The sequence below is a fragment of the Tetragenococcus halophilus genome, from assembly GCF_001712815.1.
In the GTDB taxonomy this organism is placed as follows: Bacteria; Bacillota; Bacilli; order Lactobacillales; family Enterococcaceae; genus Tetragenococcus; species Tetragenococcus halophilus.
In genome coordinates this window covers 164,936-188,084 of record NZ_CP012047.1, presented here as the reverse complement: position 1 = coordinate 188,084, position 23,149 = coordinate 164,936, and the positions used below count along the sequence as shown (strand labels likewise).

General features: G+C 35.2%; 22 protein-coding genes and 1 pseudogene. 8 read left to right on the top strand and 15 right to left on the bottom strand.

Annotated features, from left to right (window positions below; translation table 11 throughout):
- Positions 1-27 precede the first annotated feature (27 nt).
- From glyA to lepB, 10 genes are all read right to left on the bottom strand, one after another.
- The gene (gene glyA, locus AC806_RS00825; RefSeq protein ID WP_014123563.1) at positions 28-1,269 is read right to left on the bottom strand and encodes a serine hydroxymethyltransferase; all 1,242 of its coding nucleotides are present in this window, start codon (positions 1,267-1,269) and stop codon (positions 28-30) included.
- Positions 1,270-1,329: 60 nt separating this feature from the next.
- On the bottom strand, positions 1,330-2,364 hold the full coding sequence (locus AC806_RS00820; protein ID WP_082786912.1) for an L-threonylcarbamoyladenylate synthase: 1,035 nt from the start codon (positions 2,362-2,364) through the stop codon (positions 1,330-1,332).
- Positions 2,365-2,565: 201 nt separating this feature from the next.
- Positions 2,566-3,408, bottom strand: coding sequence for a peptide chain release factor N(5)-glutamine methyltransferase (gene prmC, locus AC806_RS00815; RefSeq protein ID WP_014123561.1), 843 nt, complete (start codon positions 3,406-3,408; stop codon positions 2,566-2,568).
- Complete coding sequence (gene prfA, locus AC806_RS00810) at positions 3,401-4,477, bottom strand: peptide chain release factor 1 (RefSeq protein WP_014123560.1); 1,077 nt, start codon at positions 4,475-4,477, stop codon at positions 3,401-3,403. Before prfA ends, prmC begins: the two co-directional genes overlap by 8 nt.
- A 13-nt stretch (positions 4,478-4,490) precedes the next feature.
- Complete coding sequence (locus tag AC806_RS00805) at positions 4,491-5,063, bottom strand: thymidine kinase (protein ID WP_014123559.1); 573 nt, start codon at positions 5,061-5,063, stop codon at positions 4,491-4,493.
- Positions 5,064-5,212: 149 nt separating this feature from the next.
- The gene (locus AC806_RS00800; RefSeq protein WP_014123558.1) at positions 5,213-5,608 is read right to left on the bottom strand and encodes a GNAT family N-acetyltransferase; all 396 of its coding nucleotides are present in this window, start codon (positions 5,606-5,608) and stop codon (positions 5,213-5,215) included.
- Positions 5,609-5,610: 2 nt separating this feature from the next.
- On the bottom strand, positions 5,611-6,018 hold the full coding sequence (locus AC806_RS00795; RefSeq protein WP_014123557.1) for a GNAT family N-acetyltransferase: 408 nt from the start codon (positions 6,016-6,018) through the stop codon (positions 5,611-5,613).
- 293 nt (positions 6,019-6,311) lie between these two features.
- Entirely contained in the window at positions 6,312-6,728 is a 417-nt protein-coding gene (locus tag AC806_RS00790) for an Hsp20 family protein (protein WP_014123556.1), read from the bottom strand.
- A gap of 190 nt (positions 6,729-6,918) precedes the next feature.
- Positions 6,919-8,673, bottom strand: a complete 1,755-nt coding sequence (gene recQ / locus AC806_RS00785) for a DNA helicase RecQ (protein ID WP_041591737.1) — start codon at positions 8,671-8,673, stop codon at positions 6,919-6,921.
- A 174-nt stretch (positions 8,674-8,847) separates the two neighbouring features.
- Positions 8,848-9,423 carry a signal peptidase I gene (gene lepB, locus AC806_RS00780; RefSeq protein ID WP_014123554.1) on the bottom strand — a complete coding sequence of 192 codons (576 nt, stop codon included), beginning with the start codon at positions 9,421-9,423 and terminating at the stop codon, positions 8,848-8,850.
- A gap of 220 nt (positions 9,424-9,643) precedes the next feature.
- Between lepB and AC806_RS00775 the strand changes: the two genes are divergently transcribed.
- From AC806_RS00775 to AC806_RS00755, 5 genes are all read left to right on the top strand, one after another.
- The gene (locus AC806_RS00775) at positions 9,644-11,050 is read left to right on the top strand and encodes a TrkH family potassium uptake protein (protein WP_014123552.1); all 1,407 of its coding nucleotides are present in this window, start codon (positions 9,644-9,646) and stop codon (positions 11,048-11,050) included.
- A 254-nt stretch (positions 11,051-11,304) separates the two neighbouring features.
- Positions 11,305-12,657, top strand: coding sequence for a Mur ligase family protein (locus tag AC806_RS00770; protein ID WP_069028543.1), 1,353 nt, complete (start codon positions 11,305-11,307; stop codon positions 12,655-12,657).
- Positions 12,650-13,333 carry a type 1 glutamine amidotransferase gene (locus AC806_RS00765; RefSeq protein WP_061840659.1) on the top strand — a complete coding sequence of 228 codons (684 nt, stop codon included), beginning with the start codon at positions 12,650-12,652 and terminating at the stop codon, positions 13,331-13,333. The genes AC806_RS00770 and AC806_RS00765 overlap by 8 nt, the downstream gene beginning before the upstream one ends.
- A gap of 94 nt (positions 13,334-13,427) precedes the next feature.
- A complete protein-coding gene (locus AC806_RS00760; RefSeq protein ID WP_061840658.1) occupies positions 13,428-13,892 on the top strand; it encodes a PTS sugar transporter subunit IIA in 465 nt (154 codons plus the stop codon).
- 118 nt (positions 13,893-14,010) lie between these two features.
- Complete coding sequence (locus tag AC806_RS00755) at positions 14,011-16,281, top strand: glycoside hydrolase family 65 protein (protein WP_061840657.1); 2,271 nt, start codon at positions 14,011-14,013, stop codon at positions 16,279-16,281.
- Between the two features lie 96 nt (positions 16,282-16,377).
- Here AC806_RS00755 and manA read toward each other — a convergent pair whose 3' ends face one another.
- The 4 genes and pseudogenes from manA to AC806_RS00735 all read right to left on the bottom strand — a co-directional run bounded on the left by manA (position 16,378) and on the right by AC806_RS00735 (position 19,985).
- Complete coding sequence (gene manA / locus AC806_RS00750; RefSeq protein ID WP_069028542.1) at positions 16,378-17,331, bottom strand: mannose-6-phosphate isomerase, class I; 954 nt, start codon at positions 17,329-17,331, stop codon at positions 16,378-16,380.
- A 32-nt stretch (positions 17,332-17,363) separates the two neighbouring features.
- Positions 17,364-18,359, bottom strand: a complete 996-nt coding sequence (locus tag AC806_RS00745) for a serine hydrolase domain-containing protein (RefSeq protein ID WP_069028541.1) — start codon at positions 18,357-18,359, stop codon at positions 17,364-17,366.
- A 173-nt stretch (positions 18,360-18,532) separates the two neighbouring features.
- Positions 18,533-18,986: pseudogene (gene tnpA, locus AC806_RS00740) on the bottom strand (IS200/IS605 family transposase).
- Between the two features lie 180 nt (positions 18,987-19,166).
- Complete coding sequence (locus AC806_RS00735; RefSeq protein ID WP_069028540.1) at positions 19,167-19,985, bottom strand: VOC family protein; 819 nt, start codon at positions 19,983-19,985, stop codon at positions 19,167-19,169.
- Positions 19,986-20,101: 116 nt separating this feature from the next.
- Between AC806_RS00735 and AC806_RS00730 the strand changes: the two genes are divergently transcribed.
- From AC806_RS00730 to AC806_RS00720, 3 genes are all read left to right on the top strand, one after another.
- Positions 20,102-20,587: an HIT family protein gene (locus tag AC806_RS00730; protein ID WP_083207530.1), complete on the top strand. Its 486-nt coding sequence runs from the start codon at positions 20,102-20,104 to the stop codon at positions 20,585-20,587.
- 1 nt (position 20,588) lies between these two features.
- On the top strand, positions 20,589-20,981 hold the full coding sequence (locus tag AC806_RS00725) for a YtxH domain-containing protein (RefSeq protein ID WP_069028538.1): 393 nt from the start codon (positions 20,589-20,591) through the stop codon (positions 20,979-20,981).
- 128 nt (positions 20,982-21,109) lie between these two features.
- A complete protein-coding gene (locus AC806_RS00720) occupies positions 21,110-22,105 on the top strand; it encodes a peptidylprolyl isomerase (protein ID WP_069028537.1) in 996 nt (331 codons plus the stop codon).
- Positions 22,106-22,179: 74 nt separating this feature from the next.
- On the opposite strand, the gene AC806_RS00715 is transcribed toward AC806_RS00720, so the two are convergent.
- Positions 22,180-23,127 carry a 3'-5' exoribonuclease YhaM family protein gene (locus tag AC806_RS00715; RefSeq protein ID WP_069028536.1) on the bottom strand — a complete coding sequence of 316 codons (948 nt, stop codon included), beginning with the start codon at positions 23,125-23,127 and terminating at the stop codon, positions 22,180-22,182.
- Between the last annotated feature and the right edge of the window lie 22 nt (positions 23,128-23,149).

Sequence of the window (23,149 nt, the reverse complement as noted above, 5' to 3'; positions counted from 1 at the left end):
CAAAAGAAATTGCCTTTAATATACAACTTAATGCGTATAAATTGGATGAGCTTCAGTCAGTTTTGCAACAGCTTCTTTGACCTCATTAAGCACTGCCTGATCTTTGTTATTTTCTAAAACTTTTATAATCAAACGAGCGACTTCCGCCGCTTCTTTTTCTTTAAAACCACGACTAGTGATGGCAGGTGTCCCTATACGTATACCACTTGTTTTAAAAGGACTCAATTTTTCAAAAGGAATGGCATTTTTATTTACTGTAATATGCACAGAATCTAAAAGCTGCTCAGCCTCTTTTCCTGTCATACCATAGTCGGTCACATCAATTAAAAGTAAATGATTTTCTGTTGCACCAGACACTAAACGTGTTTTTGCAGCTTGGTTAAATTCGGCTTCCATTGCCTTAGCATTATTTAGTACCTGTTGACTGTATGCTTTAAAATTATCATCCAGTGCTTCATTAAATGCAACAGCTTTTCCTGCAATTACATGTTCTAAAGGTCCTCCTTGAATACCAGGAAATACATTACTATTGACTTTTTTTGCAAGTGCTTCATCGTTTGTTAAAATCATACCACCACGAGGTCCTCGTAATGTTTTGTGTGTGGTAGTCGTCGTAATATCAGCATAAGGAATCGGATTAGGATGAAGCCCACTAGCAACTAAACCAGCAATATGAGCCATATCCACCATCAATTTGGCACCCACTTCGTCCGCAATTTCTTTAAAAGCCGCAAAGTCAATATAACGAGAATAGGCACTGGCTCCAGCAACAATCAGTTTAGGCTGATATTTATGCGCTAAAGTGCGAACATCTTCAATATCAATAATTTCAGTTGTCGGATCAACACCGTAACTAACAAAATGATAAGTTTTACCACTGAAATTTACCGGTGATCCATGTGTTAAATGCCCACCTGCAGATAGATCCATTCCTAAAACAGTATCTCCTTCTTCAATCAATGACAAATAAGCCGCGGTATTGGCCTGCGAACCAGAGTGTGGTTGAACATTAGCAAACTCGGCACCAAATAGTTTTTTCGCCCGTTCAATCGCTAAATTTTCAACGACATCTATAAATTCACAACCACCGTAATAACGACGTCCGGGATACCCTTCTGCATATTTATTCGTTAAAATACTTCCTTGAGCTTGCATTACCGTTTTGGAAACAATGTTTTCTGAGGCAATCAATTCCAGATTATCTTGCTGACGCCTAGTTTCGTTTTCAATTGCAGTGCCGATCTCAAAATCAAAATCTTTTATAGCCATATCAAGAACACCCCTTTTACTTTCTTACAATATTGTATCACAGGAAAATTAAGAAATCTTTTAACCTTCAAAATACTTTTGAGCAGCAGCTTTTTTTAAGCGATTCATATAAGCTAGGCCTAAACCTTCTTCAGGCAAAACAGCGACCAAAATAACATCTAAAGATAATTGTCCTTCATCTAATGCACGCATGCCCGCATATAAACCTCTAGTAGCTGCTAGCATACTATCATCACTATAAGAAAAAGTAGCTGCTGTATTTGCGCGAACTTCATCACATATTCTTGGTCCAGCCAGCACTCCTGCACATAGATTATTTTCTTTTACCCAGTGAACAGCAGCTGGCCAATCTTGTTTTTTTACCATTAGAACTTTTGTATCGGGTGAATAATGTTTATACTTCATTCCCGGTGATTTAGGTGTCTCAGAAGTTTCTAATAGATGCTTATCATAGCTAACCTCAATCCCTAGGTCTTGTTGGATTTGTTCTTTAGTAATAGCGCCCGGACGTAAAATCATTGGATTTTGCTCAGGGTCACTAACATCAATTACCGTCGATTCCACCCCAATTTTTGTTGCACCATCATCTAAAATTCCATCAATTTTGCCCTGTAAATCATGATAAACATGTTCATAAGTTGTAGGACTAGGTTTGCCCGAGGTATTAGCACTAGGTCCTACCGCGGGAACGCCTGCTTTTTTGAGTAACATTAAAGTAGCCTCGTTATCTGGCATGCGGAAAGAAACCGAGGGTAAACCTGCAGAGACTTCTTTGGCAAATAAATCTGTTTTTGTTTGACAAATTAAAGTCAGCGGACCTGGCCAGTAAGTATCAGCTAATTTTTGCGCATAAGGATGCAACGCAACGACATAATCTTTTACCTGTTCAAAACTATTCACATGGACAATCAACGGATTGTCATGAGGTCTTCCTTTAACATCAAATACGCCAGAAACTGCGTCTGAATTCATTGCATTTGCGCCTAAACCATAAACAGTCTCAGTTGGAAAAGCTACTAAGCCACCTTTTTTCAACTTTTGCGCCGCTTCACCTATCTCATCAACTGTCCAATGTTTTGTTTCTTTTATTTCCACAGTTTATCCACACCCTTTCTTTTTATCAACACCAAGTTATCAACAATTCCGGTTAAGTTATACACAATCTGTGGAAAAAGTGACATCTTATTGTGTATTTATCTGTTTATAACTTGAAAATAGCTATAATTTCTGTATTATTCGCCTTTTTTCCGAAATAATTTTTATAGAATCACTAGTTACCCACAAACTTGTGGATAACTAGTGCACAAGTAACATTCGTTCATTTCCTGATAAATCTTTTTTCCGCTGAATTGTTTTTTGCGGAAAACTCCTTTGAAAAATTTCTTCTACTTTCCCTCCTTGATTAAAACCAATTTCTAAAAATATTTTTCCTTTTTTAGTGAGCTTTTCTTGCGCTTGTTCAGCAATTTTTTGATAAACAGCTAAGCCCTCATTTTCAGCAAATAAAGCGATGGAAGGCTCATAACGTTGAACACTTGTATCCATCAATGACCATTCGTCTTGGCTAATATAAGGCGGATTGGCAATCAGAATATCGATAGAGTGTTTGATAGGCTCCAAGGTATTACCTAGGTAAAATTCTACTTTTGCTTCAAGCAAATCGCTATTCACCTGTGCTACTTCCAAAGCGTTTTTTGAAATATCCACAGCGCTTATCTGCCATGCAGGTCGTTCTAATTTTAAAGTAGCCGCAATAGCTCCAGTGCCAGTACCTACATCCACTACCTGGAGTGCTTCTTCTTTTTGCTTAACAGTGTTTTGTAAACACCATTCAACTAATTCTTCTGTCTCTGGACGTGGGATCAATGTATTAGAATTGACTTTGAAACTTCGTCCATAAAATTCTTCATAACCAAGTAAATATTGTGGGGGATAATCGTTTAGCAACTGCTCTAGGTCAATTTGTAATTGATCGTATTCTTTTTGTGTTATTTTGTCTTTCATGTGTGACAACCAATCTGTTTTTGTCCATTTTTTACGAGCTAAAAACACATAGAAAATCGCATAACCTTCTTTACCATGATTTTCTAAAAAAGAAGAAGCCCAATTCAGGACTTCTTGATACGTTTGTTTACTCATTTTGCAACTCTTCCAATTTCGAAGTTTGGTCATATAAAATTAAAGCCTCGATAATTTCTTCTAAGTCCCCATCTAAAATTTTATCTAATTGTTGAACAGTCAAATTGATTCTATGATCAGTCACTCGATTTTGCGGGAAATTATACGTACGAATACGCTCGGAACGATCGCCAGATCCGATCGCTGATCTCCTATTGGCATCGTACTCATTTTGAGCTTCTTGTTCATACTTATCATAAAGACGTGCACGCAAAACTTTCATTGCTTTTTCGCGGTTTTTAATTTGCGAGCGTTCATCTTGCATCGCTACCACAATACCTGTTGGAATATGTGTTAAGCGTACAGCAGATGCCGTTTTATTGACGTGCTGTCCGCCTGCACCGGAAGCATGATAAATATCCGTGCGAATATCCTTATCATCTATATCTAACTCCACTTCCTCAGCTTCTGGCATCACAACCACTGTTGCAGTTGAAGTATGCACGCGGCCTTGTGATTCAGTTTCTGGCACACGTTGTACACGGTGAGCGCCGCTTTCATACTTTAATTTCGAATACACTTTATTACCAGTGATCATCATAATGACTTCCTTATAGCCACCAATACCGGTAATACTAGCATCCATCACTTCTACTTTCCAACCTTGTGATTCTGCATAGCGTTGATACATATCAAATAAATCGCCAGCAAAAAGTGCGGCTTCATCGCCGCCAGCTGCCCCTCTAATTTCCATAATAATATTTTTATTATCATTAGGATCTTTAGGTAATAACAGAATTTTGATTTGTTCTTGTAGTTCTGCTTCTTCTTTTTTTAACTCTGCTAATTCTTCTTTGGCTAAATCAGTCATTTCTTCATCCAAATTTTCGCTTAACATTTCTTCGTCTTCGCTAATATCTTCTTCTACTTTCTTGTAGCGTTGATAAACCTCTACTGTTTCACGTAAATCCGCTTCTTCTTTAGACAGCTTCATGAAACGATTGGTGTCTGCGATCACATCTGGATCGCTCATTAATTCGCCTAATTCCTGATAGCGATCTTCAATCTTTTGTAATTGATCGTAATACACTTAACATTCTCCTTTACTCGATTTCTGGGTGAAAATAATGATGACGACAAACAGGATAATATGCATCATTTCCCCCAATTTGTACTTGCTCTCCTTCATATACTGGCTTTCCATCTATAAAATGTAAATTCATGATTGCCTTTTTATGACAAAACCAGCAAATCGTCTTCATCTCTTCGATTTTATCCGCGTATAATAATAAATATTTAGAGCCTTCAAATAATTCGTTACGAAAATCGTTTTTTAATCCAAAGGCCATCACTGGAATCTTTAATTCATCTACAATCCTCATAAATTCTAAAACGTGATGTTTTTTTAAAAATTGCGATTCATCGATCAATATACAGTACGGTCTGGGTTCCAGTTGCACAATAAGCTCGTAAACATTTGTTTCTTCAAATATCGGCAGTGCTTTTTCTTCTAAGCCAATTCGGCTAGAAATTTGCCCAACACCTGCCCGTGTATCTAAGCCGCTTGTCATCAAAACAACTGGTTTTTCTTGTTCTTCATAGTTATGAGCAACTTTTAAGATCTCAATTGATTTGCCACTGTTCATCGCGCCGTACTTAAAAAATAGTTGTGCCATCTTCTCATCCTCCGTATACTTCCCACTAAAAGTATACTTGAAAACAAATGATTTTTACAGCCCTAGCCTTTTGAAATTTAACTAAACAAAAAGGAAGAGCACTGTGCTCCCCTTTTACTTTCTTATATTTATAACCAGCTATATCTTAATTAATAACGTCTTTGTTTTTTAAATGCATTTTCTACTTGTTCAAAACCTACTTTAGAGTAAAAAGAACTTGCACTAACTGCCGATATTAAAACAATTGAAATATTTTTTCCCTGATTTTTTCGCAATGTAGACAATAATTTAGTACCAACGCCTTGTTCTTGATAGCTTTTTAAAACAGCTAAATCTGATACAAACGTACAGTAAGACATGTCAGAAACACCACGGAGTACACCTACTAATTTAGCATTATCCCAAGCAGTATACAAAATATTAGCATTATCTAACATTCGTTTAATCCTTGCTTGATCGTAAACCGGTCGCTTAATTCCCGAATGAGCAAAAATTTCTATCAAGTCTTCTACCGTAATTTTTTCCTTATCTCGAATTTCTATCATCGCTAGCCCTCCCTATGTATGCGATACATCTTATCTGTGGGCTGAAAATCGAGTTGCTTATAAAAACCCAAAGCTTTTTCATCTGCCCTTAAGGAAATTGTCGTTTTGCTACCTAGGTATTGTTTCATCTCATCGACCAAAATTTTTCCAATTCCTTGCTTTTGGTAAGCTGGTAAAATTAAAATGTCACTTAAGTAACAAAAGTACTCAAAATCTGTTAAGCAACGCGCAAAACCTAACAAAATCCCATTGCGCCACGCACTAAAAACTAAAGGCGTATGATTTATCATCTCTTGCAACCTATTCTTATCTTCAAGCGGCTTATCAAAGGCAGTTTCTTTATAAACAGCCGCCACTTCTTCTACTGATAAAGATTCATTTACTTTGATTTCAACATTGTTTTCTTTCATTTTATTCAACTCTCCCTATATTGTTAATAACAATTAACTGCTAGCAGTTACCCAATTTGAGATGTCCCGTCAAAAACATAATTTCCCAGATACCTCTTTATTTATACGCCTACATTTTCCTTTATTTGACTACTATACGCTAAAAAATAAAAAACTTCAGCCAAATTTTTATAAAACTTGCTATAATATTTTCAAGAACTTGTATTAAATAAAAAAGAGAACACGTGAAGACTAGTGCAAAAGCCTTCGTGTGTTCTCTTCTTTCAGCGTTAACTTTCATTACTGATATTCAATTATTTAATATCAATTTTCTTTTTATCTTCATCTTTGCCTGGTGCTTTTGGTAATTCCAAATTCAAGACACCATCTTTAAATGAAGCATCGATTTTATCTTCATCAATTCCTTTTAACATAAATTGACGACGGAAAGAACTGCTACTACGTTCTCGACGTAGGAAATTGCCTTCTTCATCTTTATCTTCACTTACATCATTACGACTTGCTTCAATTGTCAAAATATCATCGTCATAGGTAACATTCAAATCTGACTTATCAAATCCTGGTAGGTCTGCTGTTACTTCATAGTTATTATCTTTTTCCTTGATATCGACTTGAAAATTATCGTTTCCCATAAAGTTTGAGAAGAAATTATCGAAAAAGTCATCTCTCATGTTCATAAGATCATTGTTTCTTGACATTAAGTTTGCCATAAATAATCCTTCCTTTCTTTTTCTTTATTACAAAAGAATTGGCAGTTTCTTTTGTAAAACGGGATTTTTCAATCTCGATTTATCCTATCGGAAGCTCTCTAACTTCCTTACAATTACAATATACAACCTTAGTCAAAAATGGTCAAATAATTAACACTCAAATCCCGAGAGTGCTAATTATTCATTTTATTTAAACTGTTTCTCCTTTTAATAAGGAGATAAATTGTTCACCATATTTATCCAACTTATTTTGCCCTACACCCTTGATCTGTAAAAATTCAACGGGGGTTTTGGGTTTTTTCTGTGCCAATTCTTGCAATGTTTTATCCGAAAAAATAATATAGGGCGGCAAGTTTTGCTCTTGAGCTAGTTCCAAGCGTAAAGCGCGTAATTTTTCAAATAACTCGTCGTTATCTGCTAACTGTTTTACAGCTGCTTGTTTACGATATACTTTTTGCTTACCTAGTAAAACATCAATACCTGTTGATGAAACGATTAACTTAGGAAACTCACCCTTACTCAATGTTAAATATTGTTCAGCTGTCAGATAATCAATCAAACTAACGACTTCTTTTTGTGACCATCCCTTCATTAATCCATAGGTGGTAAGCCGATCAAAGTGCCAATCCTTTACTTGTTTAGTCTTTGAAGCTGTCAAAACTCTTGCCACCATAGTTTTACCAAAGCGTTCCTCCATACGTTTCACACAAGATAATATTTTTTGCGCATCAAGAGTAATATCAACTGCTTCACGTTCATCCAAACAATTACTACATTTACCACATTTTTGCCCATTTTCCCCAAAGTACCGTAAAATGTAACATTGTAAACACATTTGGGTGTGGGCATATTGATTCATTTGTCTTAGTTTTTCGTATTCATTTTGTTGATAGCTATGGGTTAAATTGGATTGTTCAATGAAAAAATGTTGAATTTGTAGATCTTGGGGGGCATACAATAAGATAGCATCACTTGCTAATCCATCCCTACCTGCACGCCCTGCTTCTTGATAGTAAGATTCAATATTTCCTGGTATCTGAGCATGGATAACAAAACGCACATTACTTTTGTTGATTCCCATTCCAAAAGCATTTGTCGCTACTATAACCTGCGTGCGCTCAAACAGAAAGTCTTCCTGACTTTTTGCTCGTTGTTTTTTATCCATGCCCCCATGATACATCCCCACAGAAAAATCATTATGTCTTAGCAAACGATAAAGTCTTTCAACCTCTTTTCTGGTTGTCGCATAAATAATTCCTGATTGATTTTTATTTGTTTTTAGATAGGTAAACAAATAACTATCTTTTTGCTCTTTAACCACTTGAAAAGCTAGATTTTCCCGAGCAAAACCAGTATTGATTTGATTTTGTTCTGGTATAGACAATAATTGAGAGATATCTTGTGCAACTTGTTGTGTGGCCGTAGCTGTCAAGGCTACAACTGTCGGCAGTTGCTTTAACGATTGAATCATTTGTGCTAACTTCAGATAACTAGGACGAAAATCATGACCCCATTGCGAAATACAGTGAGCTTCATCAACTGCCAAAAGGTCAATTTGAACGGTTTCTAATAAACGTAAAAATTCCTCTGATTCTAAACGTTCTGGAGCAATATACAACAACTTAATGCGACCTTTTTTTGTATCATCTAGTCTTTGATTTATCTCTAAATAAGAAAGCGAACTATTAATAAACGTAGCTGGTATCCCCATATCATTTAAACTATCTACTTGATCTTTCATTAAAGAAATTAAAGGAGAAATCACTAGTGTCAACCCATCCAATAAAAGCGCCGGTAACTGATAGCATATAGATTTCCCTCCTCCAGTCGGCATGATTCCAAGTACATTTTCTTGGTTTAAAATTTTTTGAATAATAGCTTCTTGACCTCTACGAAAGCTAGTAAATCCGAATTTTTCAGCTAAAATACTTCTTAAATCTGTCATTTTTTCGCCTCTTTCCTCTTTCATTATAGCGAATTTTTCTTTATGAACCAAAGTTATTTTCTCACTTCATTTTTCTTTTTTTGACAAAAAAATACGCCTTCGACTAGAAAGCGTAAAAAAGCAAAGTGTAACTACAACTACCTTTCAAATTTGTTAATTAATTTAGCCAAAAGTTTAATTATTTATAATAGCAATTTCGTTCAGCGGCCAATAACGAAAAACTACTTCGCCTTCGATCAAAGAACGATTTACAAAGCCAAACGCGCGGCTGTCTTTAGAAATCAAACGGTTATCGCCTAAGACAAAATATTGACCTTCAGGAACTTTATAAACAAAGTCACTCGTAAAACTAGCTGCACCTGCAGCAATATCTTGAAAAGCTGGATTATAGCTATACTCCGATTGCATTTTATCGTCAGCAAATTTTTGCTGATAAGGCTTCAAATATGATTCATCTACTTGCTCGCCGTTAACCGTAAGTACGTCGTCTTTCATCTGAACTCGATCACCAGGCAAGCCGATCACTCTTTTAACAGCCAATTTATCTAAGTCATCAGGTTCTTTAGTCGTTACAACATCAAAACGATCAATATTAGATAACTTATAAGTTATCAATTTTTGTCCATCAGCTAACGTCGGGTCCATAGAATGACCATTTACCGAAACAGGCGTAACCACAAATATATACAATGCCCAAAAAATCGCTAAAATAAGAAAAAAAGGACCCCAATTTTTTATAAATTCTTTCAAAGTGTAAACTCCTTATTGATTTTGATAAAATTTCATTTATTATTTTTTATATTATTATACTATGTTAGTATAACATAGCCTAAAACAATAAGGAAAAAACATCTTCTCTCTTAAAAAACTTTTGAATTTTTTCTTTTTTATATTTTATCATTCAACTATCTGGAATACAGTATCTTTTTTGTTATACTATGCGTAATCTATTAGAAATGGAGTCTTTAAAATGTCAATAAAACTTTTCATACGAGATACTTTACAAAAGAGCAGGTTTTTTCTTAAACACAAGCTTTCTTCTGTGCAAGTTATTGTGTCTTATTACCTATTAGTGACATTGATTGCAATTGTTTTATTTTACCTGCCTATCTTTCGCCAGCCTGGCTCCCATGTATCATTTATTGACATGCTTTTTATGGCAGTTAGTACAATTAGCGTGACCGGATTATCAACTTTTTCAGTCACAGATGTTTTTAATGAACAAGGTGTTATTCTATTAGAAATCCTTTTCCAAGTAGGGGGATTGGGTATTATGATGATTTCCACTTTTTTCTTTATTCTTTCAAAGAGAAAAGTTACCTTGAAACAGCGACAATTAATTATGACAGATATGAATCAACCACGTTTAAGCGGTATTGTTCGTTTAATCCGAACGACTTTCGTTATTATTTTAGGCGTGCAGATAATTAGCGGTATTGGCTTTAGCATATACTTAAAATTAAATGAGTACTATACATCATGGACCGATGCATTTTATTACGGCTTCTATCAAGCTGTTTCTTCAGTGACAAATTCTGGTTTTGACGTTACAGGTGATTCAGTTTCTCCTTATGCAAACGACTTCTTGTTTTTATTAACAATTATGTTTTTAATTTTTATCGGAGGAATTGGCTTTCCAGTTTTAGTAGACGTTAAAGAATGGATTGCGTATAAGTTTCATAGAAGACCTAGACTCTCGCAATTTCGTTTCTCTCTATTTACTAAAATTGCCTTATTGTCCTCAGTAATATTGTTTATTGGAGGAAGTATAGTCATTTTTCTTTTAGAAAAAAACCATCTATTCGCTAATATGAGTACGCTCGGACAAGGTATCCATAGTATGTTTTATGCGGTTACAACAAGAAATGGCGGACTACAAATTCATGACTTGGATAGTTTTCAAACGACAAGTCTAATTGTTTTCGCTATGCTAATGTTCATTGGTTGTAGCCCTAGTTCAGTAGGAGGAGGCATTCGTACAACCACAATCATGATTATCGGCCTTTACATTTATTCATTTTTGAAAGGGAAAGCTCATGTTCATATTTTCGGACGTAATATCAATAAAGAAGACATTCGTAAATCCATAGCTGTTTTTATGCTCTCTCTTATCATGTGCTTTAGTTGTGTCGTTTTTTTAACTGCTATTGAAGATGTTTCCTTGATTTCTATCATTGTTGAAGTCACCTCTGCTTTTGGTACCACAGGCTTATCTTTAGGTATTACAAGTGACTTGTCTACCATCGGAAAACTGGTCATTGCAGGTTTGATGTTTATCGGGCGAGTAAGCATGCTGTATACCCTGATGTTGTTTATTCCCCAAAATCCTCATGATTCAGGTTATCGTTATCCTACTGAAAAAATTATTATTGGCTAATGCATTACACAAAAGTAAAAGGCCTGACTAAACTTATTTAGGCTTTTTATTTGCTTTTTTTATAATCATTTATACTTTAACTGTTTAGATATTAGCGAATAAAAAAAAGACCTACACAAAAATTCTTACGCCTTTGCAACCAATAACAGACAAAGAATTTTCACTTATTCTTAAGAACAAGAAAATTGATTTAATCTTTTTTTTAAGTTGTGGTATGATAAATTGAATTTATGTTTATATGATGGAGGTTTGACATGGGATTTCGAAGTTATATTGCTTCTTTTGTAGGAAAGAGTTCGCAATGGTTTTTAAAAACTTTTACTAAAGGCGGATCAAGTTTACCGGGAAAATTAGCTTTAAAAATTGATCCAGCTATTTTAGATCGCTTGGCCAGTGATTATAAAGTGGTTGTTGTTACTGGTACAAATGGCAAAACGTTAACAACCGCATTAACAGTTAATATTTTACAACAAGAATTTGATGATGTATTAACCAACCCAACAGGCGCCAATATGGTACAAGGAATTGTTTCTACTTTTCTTTCTGCTAACCCTAAAAATGAACAGAAGAAATTTGCTGTTTTAGAAATTGACGAAGCAAGTTTGAGTAAGGTCACTGACTATATTAAGCCAGAATTATTTGTCTTTACAAACATTTTTCGCGATCAAATGGATCGCTATGGCGAAATTTATACAACTTATCAGTTAATTGTCGATGGTGCAGCAAAATCACCGGAAGCCACCATTTTAGCCAACGGTGACTCACCGATCTTTAATTCACTTGAAACAACAAATCCTAGAAAATATTATGGTTTTGATCATGAGTCGGATGAAGAGCAAATGGCACATTACAATACGGACGGCATTTTGTGTCCTAAGTGCCAACACATTCTACATTATAAAATGATCACCTATGCAAACCTAGGTAAATATTATTGTCCAAATTGCGGCTTTACGCGCCCCCAATTAGATTACAAATTAACAGACTTGCGAAATATGACCAATACCTCGGCAGAATTTACAATCGACAATAACGATTATAAATTAGAAGTCGGTGGTATGTATAATATATATAATGCCTTAGCGGCAACCGCTGTAGCTGAATATTACAATGTTGCACCAGAAAAAATCCGTAAGGGAATTGGATTTGACGAAAAAGTTTTTGGCCGTCAGGAAGTTGTAGATATTGACGGTAAAAAATGCACCTTGGTTTTAGTTAAAAATCCGGTTGGCCTAAATCAAGTCATTGATATGATTGGTTTGTCGCCTTATAATTTCTCACTTGTTTCTTTACTAAACGCTAATTATGCCGATGGTACAGATATTAGTTGGATTTGGGACGGAAATTACGAAGCCTTCAGCAATACAGAGATACCAAAAGTAATTTCCGGCGGGGAACGTCATGAAGATATGACCAAACGTTTAAAAGTAGCAGGTATTTCTGAGGATAAAATTACAGAAACACAGAATTTAGATGAGGTCATTGAACAGATCAAACAATTACCCAGCGAACAAGTTTATATTCTATCAACCTATACTGCTGTTTTACAATTACGTAAAAAGCTAGCAGATATGGGATATATAAAAGGAGGTATGGATCGTGGCTGATTATCAATTAAAGATGGCACATCTGTACGGCAATTTATTAAATACTTACGGTGATAATGGAAATATCTTGATGCTTGGTTACACAGCACAAAACTCAGGTGTTCATTTATCTACTGAAATCGTCAGTATTCACGAACCTTTCGATCCTAAGCGCTACGATCTAGTATTTTTTGGTGGCGGTCAAGACTTTGAACAGTATATCGTTTCAAAAGACATTCAAACAAAAAAAGAGAGTTTGACTGAATATATCGAAAACGATGGTGTGATGCTGGCAATTTGTGGTGGTTATCAGCTCTTAGGTCATTACTACACTGGCGCTCACGGAGAAAAAATTCAAGGCATTTCTGCATTAGACCACTATACCTTAAGCCAAGATAATAATCGCTTTATTGGAGATATCAAAATTTATAATGATGAATTCGATGAAAGTTATGTTGGCTTTGAAAACCATAATGGGTATACAGTCTTAGGGAAAAATGAAAAGCCACTAGGCAGAATTATCGAAGGTTATGGAAATAACGGAAAAGATCAAACAGAAGGCGCTCATTACCGCAATGTTTTTTGCTCTTATTTCCATGGTCCAATTCTGGCAAGAAACGAAATATTAGCCAAACGTTTAATTGACACTGCTTTAGTAAATAAATATGGTGAACAAGCTCGCCAGGCTATTTCTTAATTAAAAAGACTTTTTTTATTACATAAGAACCTTTATACTGTTAATAGATAGTATAAAGATTCTTATATTTTGATACTCGAGAGGAGTTTTAATTATGTTTTCTTTTTTAAAAAAGAAAAAAACCGCTTTATTTAGTCCCGCCGATGGACAGTTAGTGCCATTATCAAAGGTTGAAGATCCGGTTTTTTCGCAAGGAATGATGGGGCCTGGCATTGCTGTTTTACCTTCTTCAGATGATATCTATTCTCCCGTTGAAGGAACGGTATCCAATGTCTTTCCAACAAAACACGCTATTGGACTAAAAACAAAAGATGGCAAAGAAGTGCTGCTTCATTTTGGTATCGATACCGTAGAATTAAAGGGCGAAGGTTTCGAAGTATTTGTAGATGTTAATGATAAAGTACAAAATGATACGCTTTTGGCTCGAATGGATCGCGCCTATTTAAAAGAACAAGAAAAAATTGACACTTTGATGGTCCTATTCCCAGAAGAAAAAGAATTTCCAAGTGTAGAAGAAAAAGCAGTAAATGCCAAAGATGAACTGTTTGAATTAGATTAATCAAGAAGATATGTAGGCTTTGTACGCTTGCATATCTTTTTTTTCGATAAATTTCATTGACTATTGAAATCGTTTTCAATTACAATGAATATATGAACCGATAAATGGGGGACTCCATATGAAAAAAACACACTCAACCTTAGATATTCATCCTTGGAAAATTACTAGTACTAAACTTGACCAACAAAATCGACGGCTTCATGAATCTATCACCAGTATCGGTAACGGGTATATGGGTATGCGTGGAAACTTTGAAGAATATTATAGCGCAGACCATCATCGAGGGACTTACCTAGCTGGTGTCTGGTATCCAGATAAAACACGTGTTGGTTGGTGGAAAAATGGCTACCCTGACTACTATGGAAAAGTCATTAACGCGGTAAACTTTATTGCGCTAGATCTCTATGTTAATGGCACCCAAATTGATCTGGCTCGCTGTGATTATGAAGATTTTTATATGGAGCTAAATATGTATGATGGCATTCTTTATCGTCATTTTACTGTTAACATCGGTAATACCAAGGTGAAATTTTCTTTTGAACGTTTTACAAGTGTTACTAAAAAGGAACTTGCATGTATCACTATGAAAGCCGAGGTCTTAGAAGGACAAGCCAAAATTTATGCCATTTCAAAGTTAGATAATAATGTACAAAATGAAGATAGTAACTACGAGGAAATGTTTTGGCAAGAACGAAATAAAAAGATCACAGATAAAGCAAGTTTTTTAACAGTACAAACCATTGAAAATCCTTTTGACGTTGAACAATTTGTTGTTACTTCAAGTATGAGGCATAATTTTACTCCTGTAAAAATAAGAAAAGAACCATTGGCTATTAGTAATGAATTTGAGTTTTTTCTAGCTAGGGGTGAAATTGCCCGTCTAGAAAAAGAAGTTGTTGTAGTAACCAGTCGTGATGTAGCAGAAGAAAAACAAATCAGTCATGCCCAAACACTATTACAATCTTTTGGTACCGATTTTTCTGCTTTAAAAGCTGAACACAAAAAGGCCTGGCATAAACGCTGGGCACTCTCTGATGTCCTTATTGAAGGCGACAAAGCAGCGCAACAAGGGATTCGTTTTAATCTATTCCAGCTTTTTTCTACTTATTATGGTGAGGACGAACGTTTAAATATTGGACCTAAGGGTTTTACTGGAGAAAAATATGGCGGCGCAACTTATTGGGATACAGAAGCTTTTGCCGTTCCCTTATATTTGGCGCTAGCTCAACCGGAAGTAACAAAAAATCTTCTAAAATACCGGCATAAACAATTACCACAAGCCTATTATAACGCTGAGAAGCTTGGGTTAAAGGGGGCTCTTTATCCAATGGTGACCTTTAACGGCGTTGAATGTCATAATGAATGGGAAATCACTTTTGAAGAAATTCACCGCAATGGTTCAATTGCTTATGCTATATATAATTATACTAACTATACAGGTGATACTTCTTATTTAAAAAACGAAGGATTGGAAGTTCTTACTGCTATTTCGCGCTTTTGGGCCGATAGAATACATTACTCCAAAAGAAATAAGGCTTATATGATTCATGGTGTGACTGGACCTAACGAGTACGAAAACAATGTAAACAATAACTGGTTTACCAATAAAATTGCTAGCTGGGTACTACAATATACCTTAGATAGCTATCAAAAATTTAAAAATGAAACATCGATTCAATTAACCAAAGAAGAACAGAAGAAATGGCAAAATATAATTGATTACATGTATTTTCCTACAGAAGAAGATCTGGGGATTTTTGTACAGCATGATACTTTTTTAGATAAAAAGCTAATGACAAAAGATTCTTTAACAGCGGATGAATTACCGCTAAGCCAACACTGGTCCTGGGATCGTATTTTACGTTCTTGTTTTATCAAACAAGCTGACGTCTTACAAGGTTTATATTACTTTGGTGACCAATACAGTCTAGAAGAAAAAACACGTAACTTCAATTTTTACGAACCAATGACTGTCCACGAATCTTCTCTATCTCCTTGTGTACACGCTATTTTAGCAGCGGAAATCGGCAAGCTCGACAAAGCCTTAGAGATGTATGAACGAACCGCACGCTTGGATCTGGATAATTACAACAATGACACGCAGGATGGGCTTCATATTACTTCTATGACTGGTAGTTGGCTGGCTATAGTACATGGTTTTGCTCAAATGAAAACTTTCAATGAAACGTTAAGTTTTGCGCCAATATTACCAAAGACCTGGCAATCTTATGCTTTTCATATTAATTACCGAGCTTGTTTATTATTTATCCAAGTTTCTTCTGATAAAATTGAACTCCAACTAAAAAAAGGAACTCCTTTAACAATTAATGTTTATCAAAAAGCGTATACCTTAACAGATCATCTAACAATCAATACTAAAACGATTTAATTTCAATATAACACTGTTATTTTAGCCTTTCAGCACAAAAAATCACCTCGGCGAAAATTGTACATTTATTAATTCACCGAGGTAATTTTTTTGTTTTTACACATTCTCTCCTGGTTCAGAAGCGATTAATGTAGCTTCTCCTTGAAGCTCCCAACTTTCAACATCATTAGGCAAAATAAAACTTGTTCCCATTGTTAGTTCAAAGGTCTTACCTTCTACAATTAATTTACCATAACCTTCTGTAACCGTAGCCAAGGTATAAGGGGCCTGTTTCTTTAACTTTAAAAAACCGTGAACTTGCCATTCATAGACATTAAAAAATTCTGTTTGTAAATAAGTAATGACAGAAGAGCTTCCTTGCTTATTTTCTGAAATATTCAAGGTATTTTCTCGTGCTGGAACTGTCGTTACATCTTCTGATTGACCAATATGCAACTCCCTACGATTTCCTTGGTCATCCTTACGATCATAATCATAGACACGATAAGTCGTGTCCGAACTTTGTTGAGTTTCTAAAATCATGATTCCTTTTCCAATGCCATGGATAGTGCCACTGGGTACATAAAAAAAGTCGCCCTTTTTTACAGTAACCTTGTGTAACAAATCATCCCAACGTCCTGCTTCAATCATTTGCGCCAATTCTTCACGAGTTTTGGCAGTATGCCCATAGATAATCTGTGCACCCGGTTTAGCGTCTATAATATACCAACATTCAGTTTTTCCAAACTCGCCTTCATGTTTTAAAGCATAATTATCATCTGGGTGTACTTGCACCGATAGATCATCTGCAGCATCTAAAATTTTTACTAAAAGAGGAAAAACATCACCTTCCTGCTTACCAAACAATTCTTGATGATCACGCCAAAGTTGATCAAGTTTTTGCCCTTTAAAAGGACCATTTTGCACTCTGCTAACACCATGGGGGTGAGCGCTTATAGCCCAATCCTCACCGATTTTTTCACTTGGAAGATCAAAGCCAAACGCTGAGTGTAAAGAATTTCCTCCCCATATTTTTTCTTGAAATACCGGTTCCATAAACAACGGTTCCATAAATACACCTCGTTTAAATTATTTTTATTTTATTATAACACGTTGAATAAATCTTTTTCATTTAAGTAAGTGCTGATTAATTCATCACGATATTTTACATAAGCAGTTTTACAATCTCTAGGATGAATACGATTCGATAAGAAAATAAAAGCTTGCTTTTTTAAAGGGGCAATAGCTAAAAAAGTACCGGTATATCCAGTATGAAATAAAACATTATTTTTCAGATCCCACCCTAAACTTCTGTCACCATTTTTTAACGGTGTATGATCCTTTAATAAAGCATTGATTGTTTGCTCACTTAAAAATTCTGTATTGTTCAAATAAATTTGTACAAAACGTTCAAGGTCATCTATTGTAGTGAATAGCCCAGCATTACCTGCATGTTCTTTTAAAACTCGAGCTTTAGGATCATGAACTTCTCCTTTTAAAATTCTTCCAGACTTTAATTTCTCTGTAGCTACAATTTTAGTTCCTTGAATAGGAGAAAAATAGCTATTTGTCATCTTTAACGGACTTAATACTTCTTTTTGAAAGATCGTACTAACATTTTCTTGATAAATCTCCTCCAAAATAAAACCTAATAAAATCATGCCGCTATCAGTATATTTTACTTTTCTTCCCAGCTTATCTCCTGCTTGTATAGAAAGATAAGCTTGTTTTAATTCACTTTTTGTTAACTGATCTCGTTGGTTAATCCAACTAGTAATATCAGCAGTATGGGTCAATAAATGACGTAAGTTCAACCTTCGATCGGGAAATCGTGGTAAATATTTTTGTACGGGATCTTCTAAAAAAATTTCTCCGGCTTCTAATAAACGGAGTATGACAGTAGTTGTACATATAACCTTTGTTAAAGAAGCTACATCAAATAGATGTTCTTGTGTCATTTTTTCTTCTTGAGGTATGATTGCTGCGTTTCCTAGCACCTTCGTTTCTTTCTTTTTTCCCTCAATAAAGCGATAAACAACACCCGGGAAAATATTTTCCTGCCAACCTTCGATAATTTTTTCTTGCGTTTTCGGATACATTGTTTTCCCCTTTTGAACCTTTCTAATCATAACCACCCTTCAAAAGGGTGGTTTGCTCTGGGGCTATAAGCCCCCAATACTAGCCAGCGTCTCAAGGCGCTGGCTTTCACTTTGTTCAAGCCACACTGGTTTTGTCGCTTTTGCTACCTCTCAAGAGGTGTTTTTATCACTCTCTAACCCTTAAAAGGGTCTGCATATTCTCGAACACTTAGTTTATCTAAGGCCATATCATGTTTTTCTTGCTCTTGAATATATTTCTTGATGGTTGCCTCATAAGACCCACTGTGCTCACATAATAACCTTCTGCCCAAAAATGACGATTCCCAAATTTGTACTTCAAATTGGCATGTTTATCAAACATCATCATGGCGCTTTTTCCTTTTAAATACCCCATAAAGCTAGAAATACTTATCTTCGGTGGTATACTTACGAGTAAGTGAACATGATCGGGCATCATATGTCCTTCTAGGATTTCTACACCTTTATAACTGCACAATCTTTTGATAATCTCTTGTAGACTTGCTCTGTATTGATTATAAACAATTTTTCTTCTATACTTGGGGGTGAATACAATATGGTATTGCATAACCATTTTGTATGGGTTAAACTATTTGCTTTGTTAGCCAACTGAATCTCTTCCTTTCGTTACCATGTAGCCTGAACAACTACATTGTAACGCTAGTGAAGAGATTTTTTAGTATAACTTTTTCCTTTCCACCCGCATAGCGTGTGGTTTTTTGTTTCGCACGCTACGCGAGCTCAACCCGGTCTAAAGACTTAATAAAAAACACGCGCAAAATACGCGTGTTACTTGTCATTTTTAAGAACAAACCACCATTCGATTCCTGCCGGATCGTAAACAGTAAGAATTGTTTTTTTCTTATCAATATAAAAACCTTTTCCTATTTTAGCTAAATGTTTTTGAATACCTTCTAATACATCGCTAGTAACAACAAAACGAATAATTTCAAGACCTAAAACTTCAGCACTTTCGATATCCACTAGCTGACTGTCAGATTTGTGTAAAACAATCTCAAGATCGGACTTTTTAAATGAATGTGTCGTAGAATTATTATTACCTAGGTAAAATCCTAGATTGTTTTGTAAGAAATCTATTTCCTTTTCTGGAGCAGTGACATTCAACTGTATTTGTTGCAATACAGTAGCTTGAGACAGTTTAGTAGCTTTTTTTGTAGACAAAGCTAAAAGTTGCTCGTCATTTTCTACCTGTTTTTCATTCATATCTGCAATAATTTCTAAGCGATTGCCTTCCGGATCATCCACTAGTATGTACGCTTTATCATCATATGATGTTTGCACGACAGGATATGACGCTTGTTTTAATCGATAGTATACATCACTTAATTCTTCTACATTAGAAACTGCTATTGTATATTGCTTTAGTTTTTTTACTTCCCCAAAATGTTCTGCCGCCCGCGGGCTTTCTTCCAACCATAAATATTGCCTTTCGTTTTCTTTTACTCCCATAATTGCTAGAGTATTCTCTTCTTTTTTTAAAGCAAAACCAATCGTATCTTTATAAAATGCAATCATCTTATCTCGATCTTTTACTCTTATAGCTATTGTCATTTGTTTTGCAGCATCTGCTAAAGTAAGAACTGACATCTTTTTATTTCCCCCTTGTTTCTTCTCAAACCATTGTACTGATAAATCCGTTTTCTTTCAACTAATAACATATAAATTGCGTCTTTTTCTGCATTAATAGTAAAAATGGTGAATTTATGTTATCCCATAAAAAAATATGGTACAGTAAGAATAAGAGAAAAAGGAGGACACATCATATGGATGAATGTATTTTTTGTAAAATTAAAGATCAAGAAATCCCTAGTTATAAAGTATATGAGGATGATAAAGTTTATGCATTTTTAGATATGTCACAAGTTACTAAAGGACATACTTTAGTTATCCCTAAAAAACATGTTAGCGATATTTTCGAATACAATGAGCAATTGTCAGCTGACTTGTTTACACGGATTCCAAAAATTGCTCGAGCATTACAATCAGCTTTTCCAAAAATGCAAGGAATTAATATTCTCAACAATAATAGAGAAATTGCTTATCAATCGGTTTTCCATTCTCATGTACATCTAATTCCTCGTTACGGAAAAGATGATGATTTTTCGATACATTTCGGTGATCATTCTGAACAACGCAGTAAAGAGGAAATGACGCAAATCGCTCAAACAATCAAAGCGCAGGTGAGCTAATATGATAAAAAATTTTGTAAAAGGGCTATTTTTTGGTGCTTGTGCCGGTAGCATAAGTGGACTACTGTGGGCTCCTCGAAGTGGTAAAGAGACGCAACAATTATTAAAAGATTATGTAGATGAAGTGAGTGATTCATTGGATGATGCAGCTGACTCAGCAAAAGAATTACAAGAAAGTGTTAAAAACTTTGGAACAGAAATGAGTCATACCCAAAAAACAATCCAAGAAACCATTCCTTCTGTTATGGATTCTCTACAAAAAGATATTGAAGCTTTTCAATTTCAAGCGGAACCACGGATTGAACGAGCAAATGAGCAAGCAGAAAAGTTACAGACACACATTGCTGATTTTTCTGCTGATATGTCCAGCAACTCTACAGAGGATAAAAATTAAAAGTTGTTTGTGTAGATTATTTGAATTTTATTGGAAAGTTTTAGACAAAGCTTTCCAATCGAAAAAGAACTATGATATAGTAATTCCTGTTAATATTTAATTTATAGATAACAGGAGTGTATACAAACATGAAAAAGAAAAAAATGATTTTATCATTGGCTTGTTTATTGGGTGTATTTGGCTTAGCAGCTTGTTCTGGAGGAGATTCAGACACTGATGATGAGATTGCAACAATGAAGGGCGATAAAATCACTGTAGGCGATTTTTATGATAAAGCAAAGACCGATCAAAATAATCAACAAATTGTATTAGACATGATAATCTCTCAAGTATTTATGGAAAAATACGGCGATGAAGTTTCTGATGATGAGGTAGATCAGCAAATCAAAGATACTTTTGGAGATGAAGACACCTTAGAACAACAATTAGAAGCTTCACAAATGAGTCGCGGAGAGCTAGAAGAAACATATAAACAAAGCTTAGCACTACAAGAAGGATTAAAGGATCATGTCGATTTAACTGATGAAGATCTAAAAGAAGCTTGGGATTCTTATCATCCACAAGTTGAAGCGCAACTAATCGCTGTTAATTCTGAAGATGATGCTAATGACGTCAAAGAGCAAGTGGATGAAGATGATGCTGATTTTGGCGAAATTGCTCAAGAAAATTCTATTGCTCCTTCTAAAGATGACGATGGTAAAGTAAATTTTGATTCCACAACTCCAGCTGAAGAAGTCCCTGACGAAGTAAAAGAAGAAGCTTGGGGCATGGACGACGGAGAAATTACTGATCCAATTGCTGTAGAATCAGAATATGGAAGTGGCTACTATATTCTAAAAATGAACAAAAACCAAGATAAAGGCGACGATATGGATGAGTATAAAGACGAAATTCAAGACGTTGCTACAGATAATAAAATAAACGACCAAGAATTTACGACAAAAGTGATTGGCGAAGAACTACAAGATGCCAATGTAAAAATAAAAGATGAAGCTTTCAGTGACATTTTAACGCAGTTTACTGATGCAGCTGAAGGTAACCAAGAGGGAGCTAACAGTACTGCAGATTCTGCTACAGAAGAATCAACTGAAGCAACTGAAGCTGAAGATTCCAGTAATGAATAACTTAAACTTGTAAAAAATAAGGACCTAGGTACAGACTCAACAGAGTTACTTTACCTAGGTCTTTATTATTATGTCTATTCAGAATTTTTAGGCACATAAAAGCTACGATTATCCATGCCAAAAATACGCTCTGTATAATCCCCTGCTTCTGTTTTAGAAATTGCATTTGTCAGCATCTGCATCGATGCATCAATATTGTCAATTTGGTGCAAGATTTCAGCTTCCATTATTCGAGGACGCACTGGAGAACCATAGTCTAATTGACCATGATGGGCCAACACCATATGACGTAAGACCACAATATCTTCCGCACTTTCGTCGATTTTTAGCGCCAAACAAGCTTTAGTAATTTCTTCATTTACTAAAACTAGATGTCCTACAAGATTTCCCACTACTGTATACTCTGTGGACATAGCACCACTTAGTTCAATCACTTTACCTAAGTCATGTAAAATAATTCCAGAAAAAAGCAATGCACCATCTAATTGCGGATATTCTTTTACCAAACTTTTACCTAGGTGCAACATCGTTGTCGTATGATAAGCTAGACCTCCGACAAAAGCATGATGATTTTTCTTTGCCGCAGGATATTCAAAAAAATCTTTTTTATATTTATTTAGTAGAAAACGAACAATACGGTTCCAATGAGGATTAGTAATTTCAAAGAGTACTTGGTTGATCTCTTCTTCCATAGTCTCTTTTTTTACAGGAGCACGTTCCATAAATAAGTTTGGATCATTAGGCTCTTCAGGATTTGTTAAACGTAATTTATAAATTCTTACCTGAGGATTGCCTTGGTAAACCTCTCTTTTTCCAGTCAAGTGGACCACTCTTCCAACTTCAAAGCGTTGTATTTCTTCACTAGAAGCATCCCAGAATTTTCCATCGATTGAACCTGAAGTATCCTGGAAGGTAAAAGCAATAAAGGTTTTTCCATTTTTAGCAGTACGTACGTCTGCATTTTTGATTAATACAAATCCTTGAAAATCTTCGTCTACAACTAAATCTCGTATTTTTTTCATTGCAATTGCCGAATACTTGTTT

What these genes read in the sequence shown, in the direction of transcription:
- AC806_RS00760 (WP_061840658.1), top strand. Translation starts at nt 13,428, where the DNA reads ATGTTTTCTTTTTTAAAAAAGAAAAAAACCGCTTTATTTAGTCCCGCC.
- AC806_RS00800 (WP_014123558.1), bottom strand. Translation starts at nt 5,608, where the DNA reads ATGATAGAAATTCGAGATAAGGAAAAAATTACGGTAGAAGACTTGATA.
- AC806_RS00795 (WP_014123557.1), bottom strand. Translation starts at nt 6,018, where the DNA reads ATGAAAGAAAACAATGTTGAAATCAAAGTAAATGAATCTTTATCAGTA.
- AC806_RS00720 (WP_069028537.1), top strand. Translation starts at nt 21,110, where the DNA reads ATGAAAAAGAAAAAAATGATTTTATCATTGGCTTGTTTATTGGGTGTA.
- AC806_RS00730 (WP_083207530.1), top strand. Translation starts at nt 20,102, where the DNA reads ATGTTATCCCATAAAAAAATATGGTACAGTAAGAATAAGAGAAAAAGG.
- AC806_RS00770 (WP_069028543.1), top strand. Translation starts at nt 11,305, where the DNA reads ATGGGATTTCGAAGTTATATTGCTTCTTTTGTAGGAAAGAGTTCGCAA.
- AC806_RS00715 (WP_069028536.1), bottom strand. Translation starts at nt 23,127, where the DNA reads ATGAAAAAAATACGAGATTTAGTTGTAGACGAAGATTTTCAAGGATTT.
- AC806_RS00790 (WP_014123556.1), bottom strand. Translation starts at nt 6,728, where the DNA reads ATGGCAAACTTAATGTCAAGAAACAATGATCTTATGAACATGAGAGAT.
- prmC (WP_014123561.1), bottom strand. Translation starts at nt 3,408, where the DNA reads ATGAGTAAACAAACGTATCAAGAAGTCCTGAATTGGGCTTCTTCTTTT.
- AC806_RS00745 (WP_069028541.1), bottom strand. Translation starts at nt 18,359, where the DNA reads ATGTATCCGAAAACGCAAGAAAAAATTATCGAAGGTTGGCAGGAAAAT.
- AC806_RS00805 (WP_014123559.1), bottom strand. Translation starts at nt 5,063, where the DNA reads ATGGCACAACTATTTTTTAAGTACGGCGCGATGAACAGTGGCAAATCA.
- AC806_RS00735 (WP_069028540.1), bottom strand. Translation starts at nt 19,985, where the DNA reads ATGTCAGTTCTTACTTTAGCAGATGCTGCAAAACAAATGACAATAGCT.
- AC806_RS00775 (WP_014123552.1), top strand. Translation starts at nt 9,644, where the DNA reads ATGTCAATAAAACTTTTCATACGAGATACTTTACAAAAGAGCAGGTTT.
- AC806_RS00755 (WP_061840657.1), top strand. Translation starts at nt 14,011, where the DNA reads ATGAAAAAAACACACTCAACCTTAGATATTCATCCTTGGAAAATTACT.
- AC806_RS00725 (WP_069028538.1), top strand. Translation starts at nt 20,589, where the DNA reads ATGATAAAAAATTTTGTAAAAGGGCTATTTTTTGGTGCTTGTGCCGGT.
- manA (WP_069028542.1), bottom strand. Translation starts at nt 17,331, where the DNA reads ATGGAACCGTTGTTTATGGAACCGGTATTTCAAGAAAAAATATGGGGA.
- recQ (WP_041591737.1), bottom strand. Translation starts at nt 8,673, where the DNA reads ATGACAGATTTAAGAAGTATTTTAGCTGAAAAATTCGGATTTACTAGC.
- glyA (WP_014123563.1), bottom strand. Translation starts at nt 1,269, where the DNA reads ATGGCTATAAAAGATTTTGATTTTGAGATCGGCACTGCAATTGAAAAC.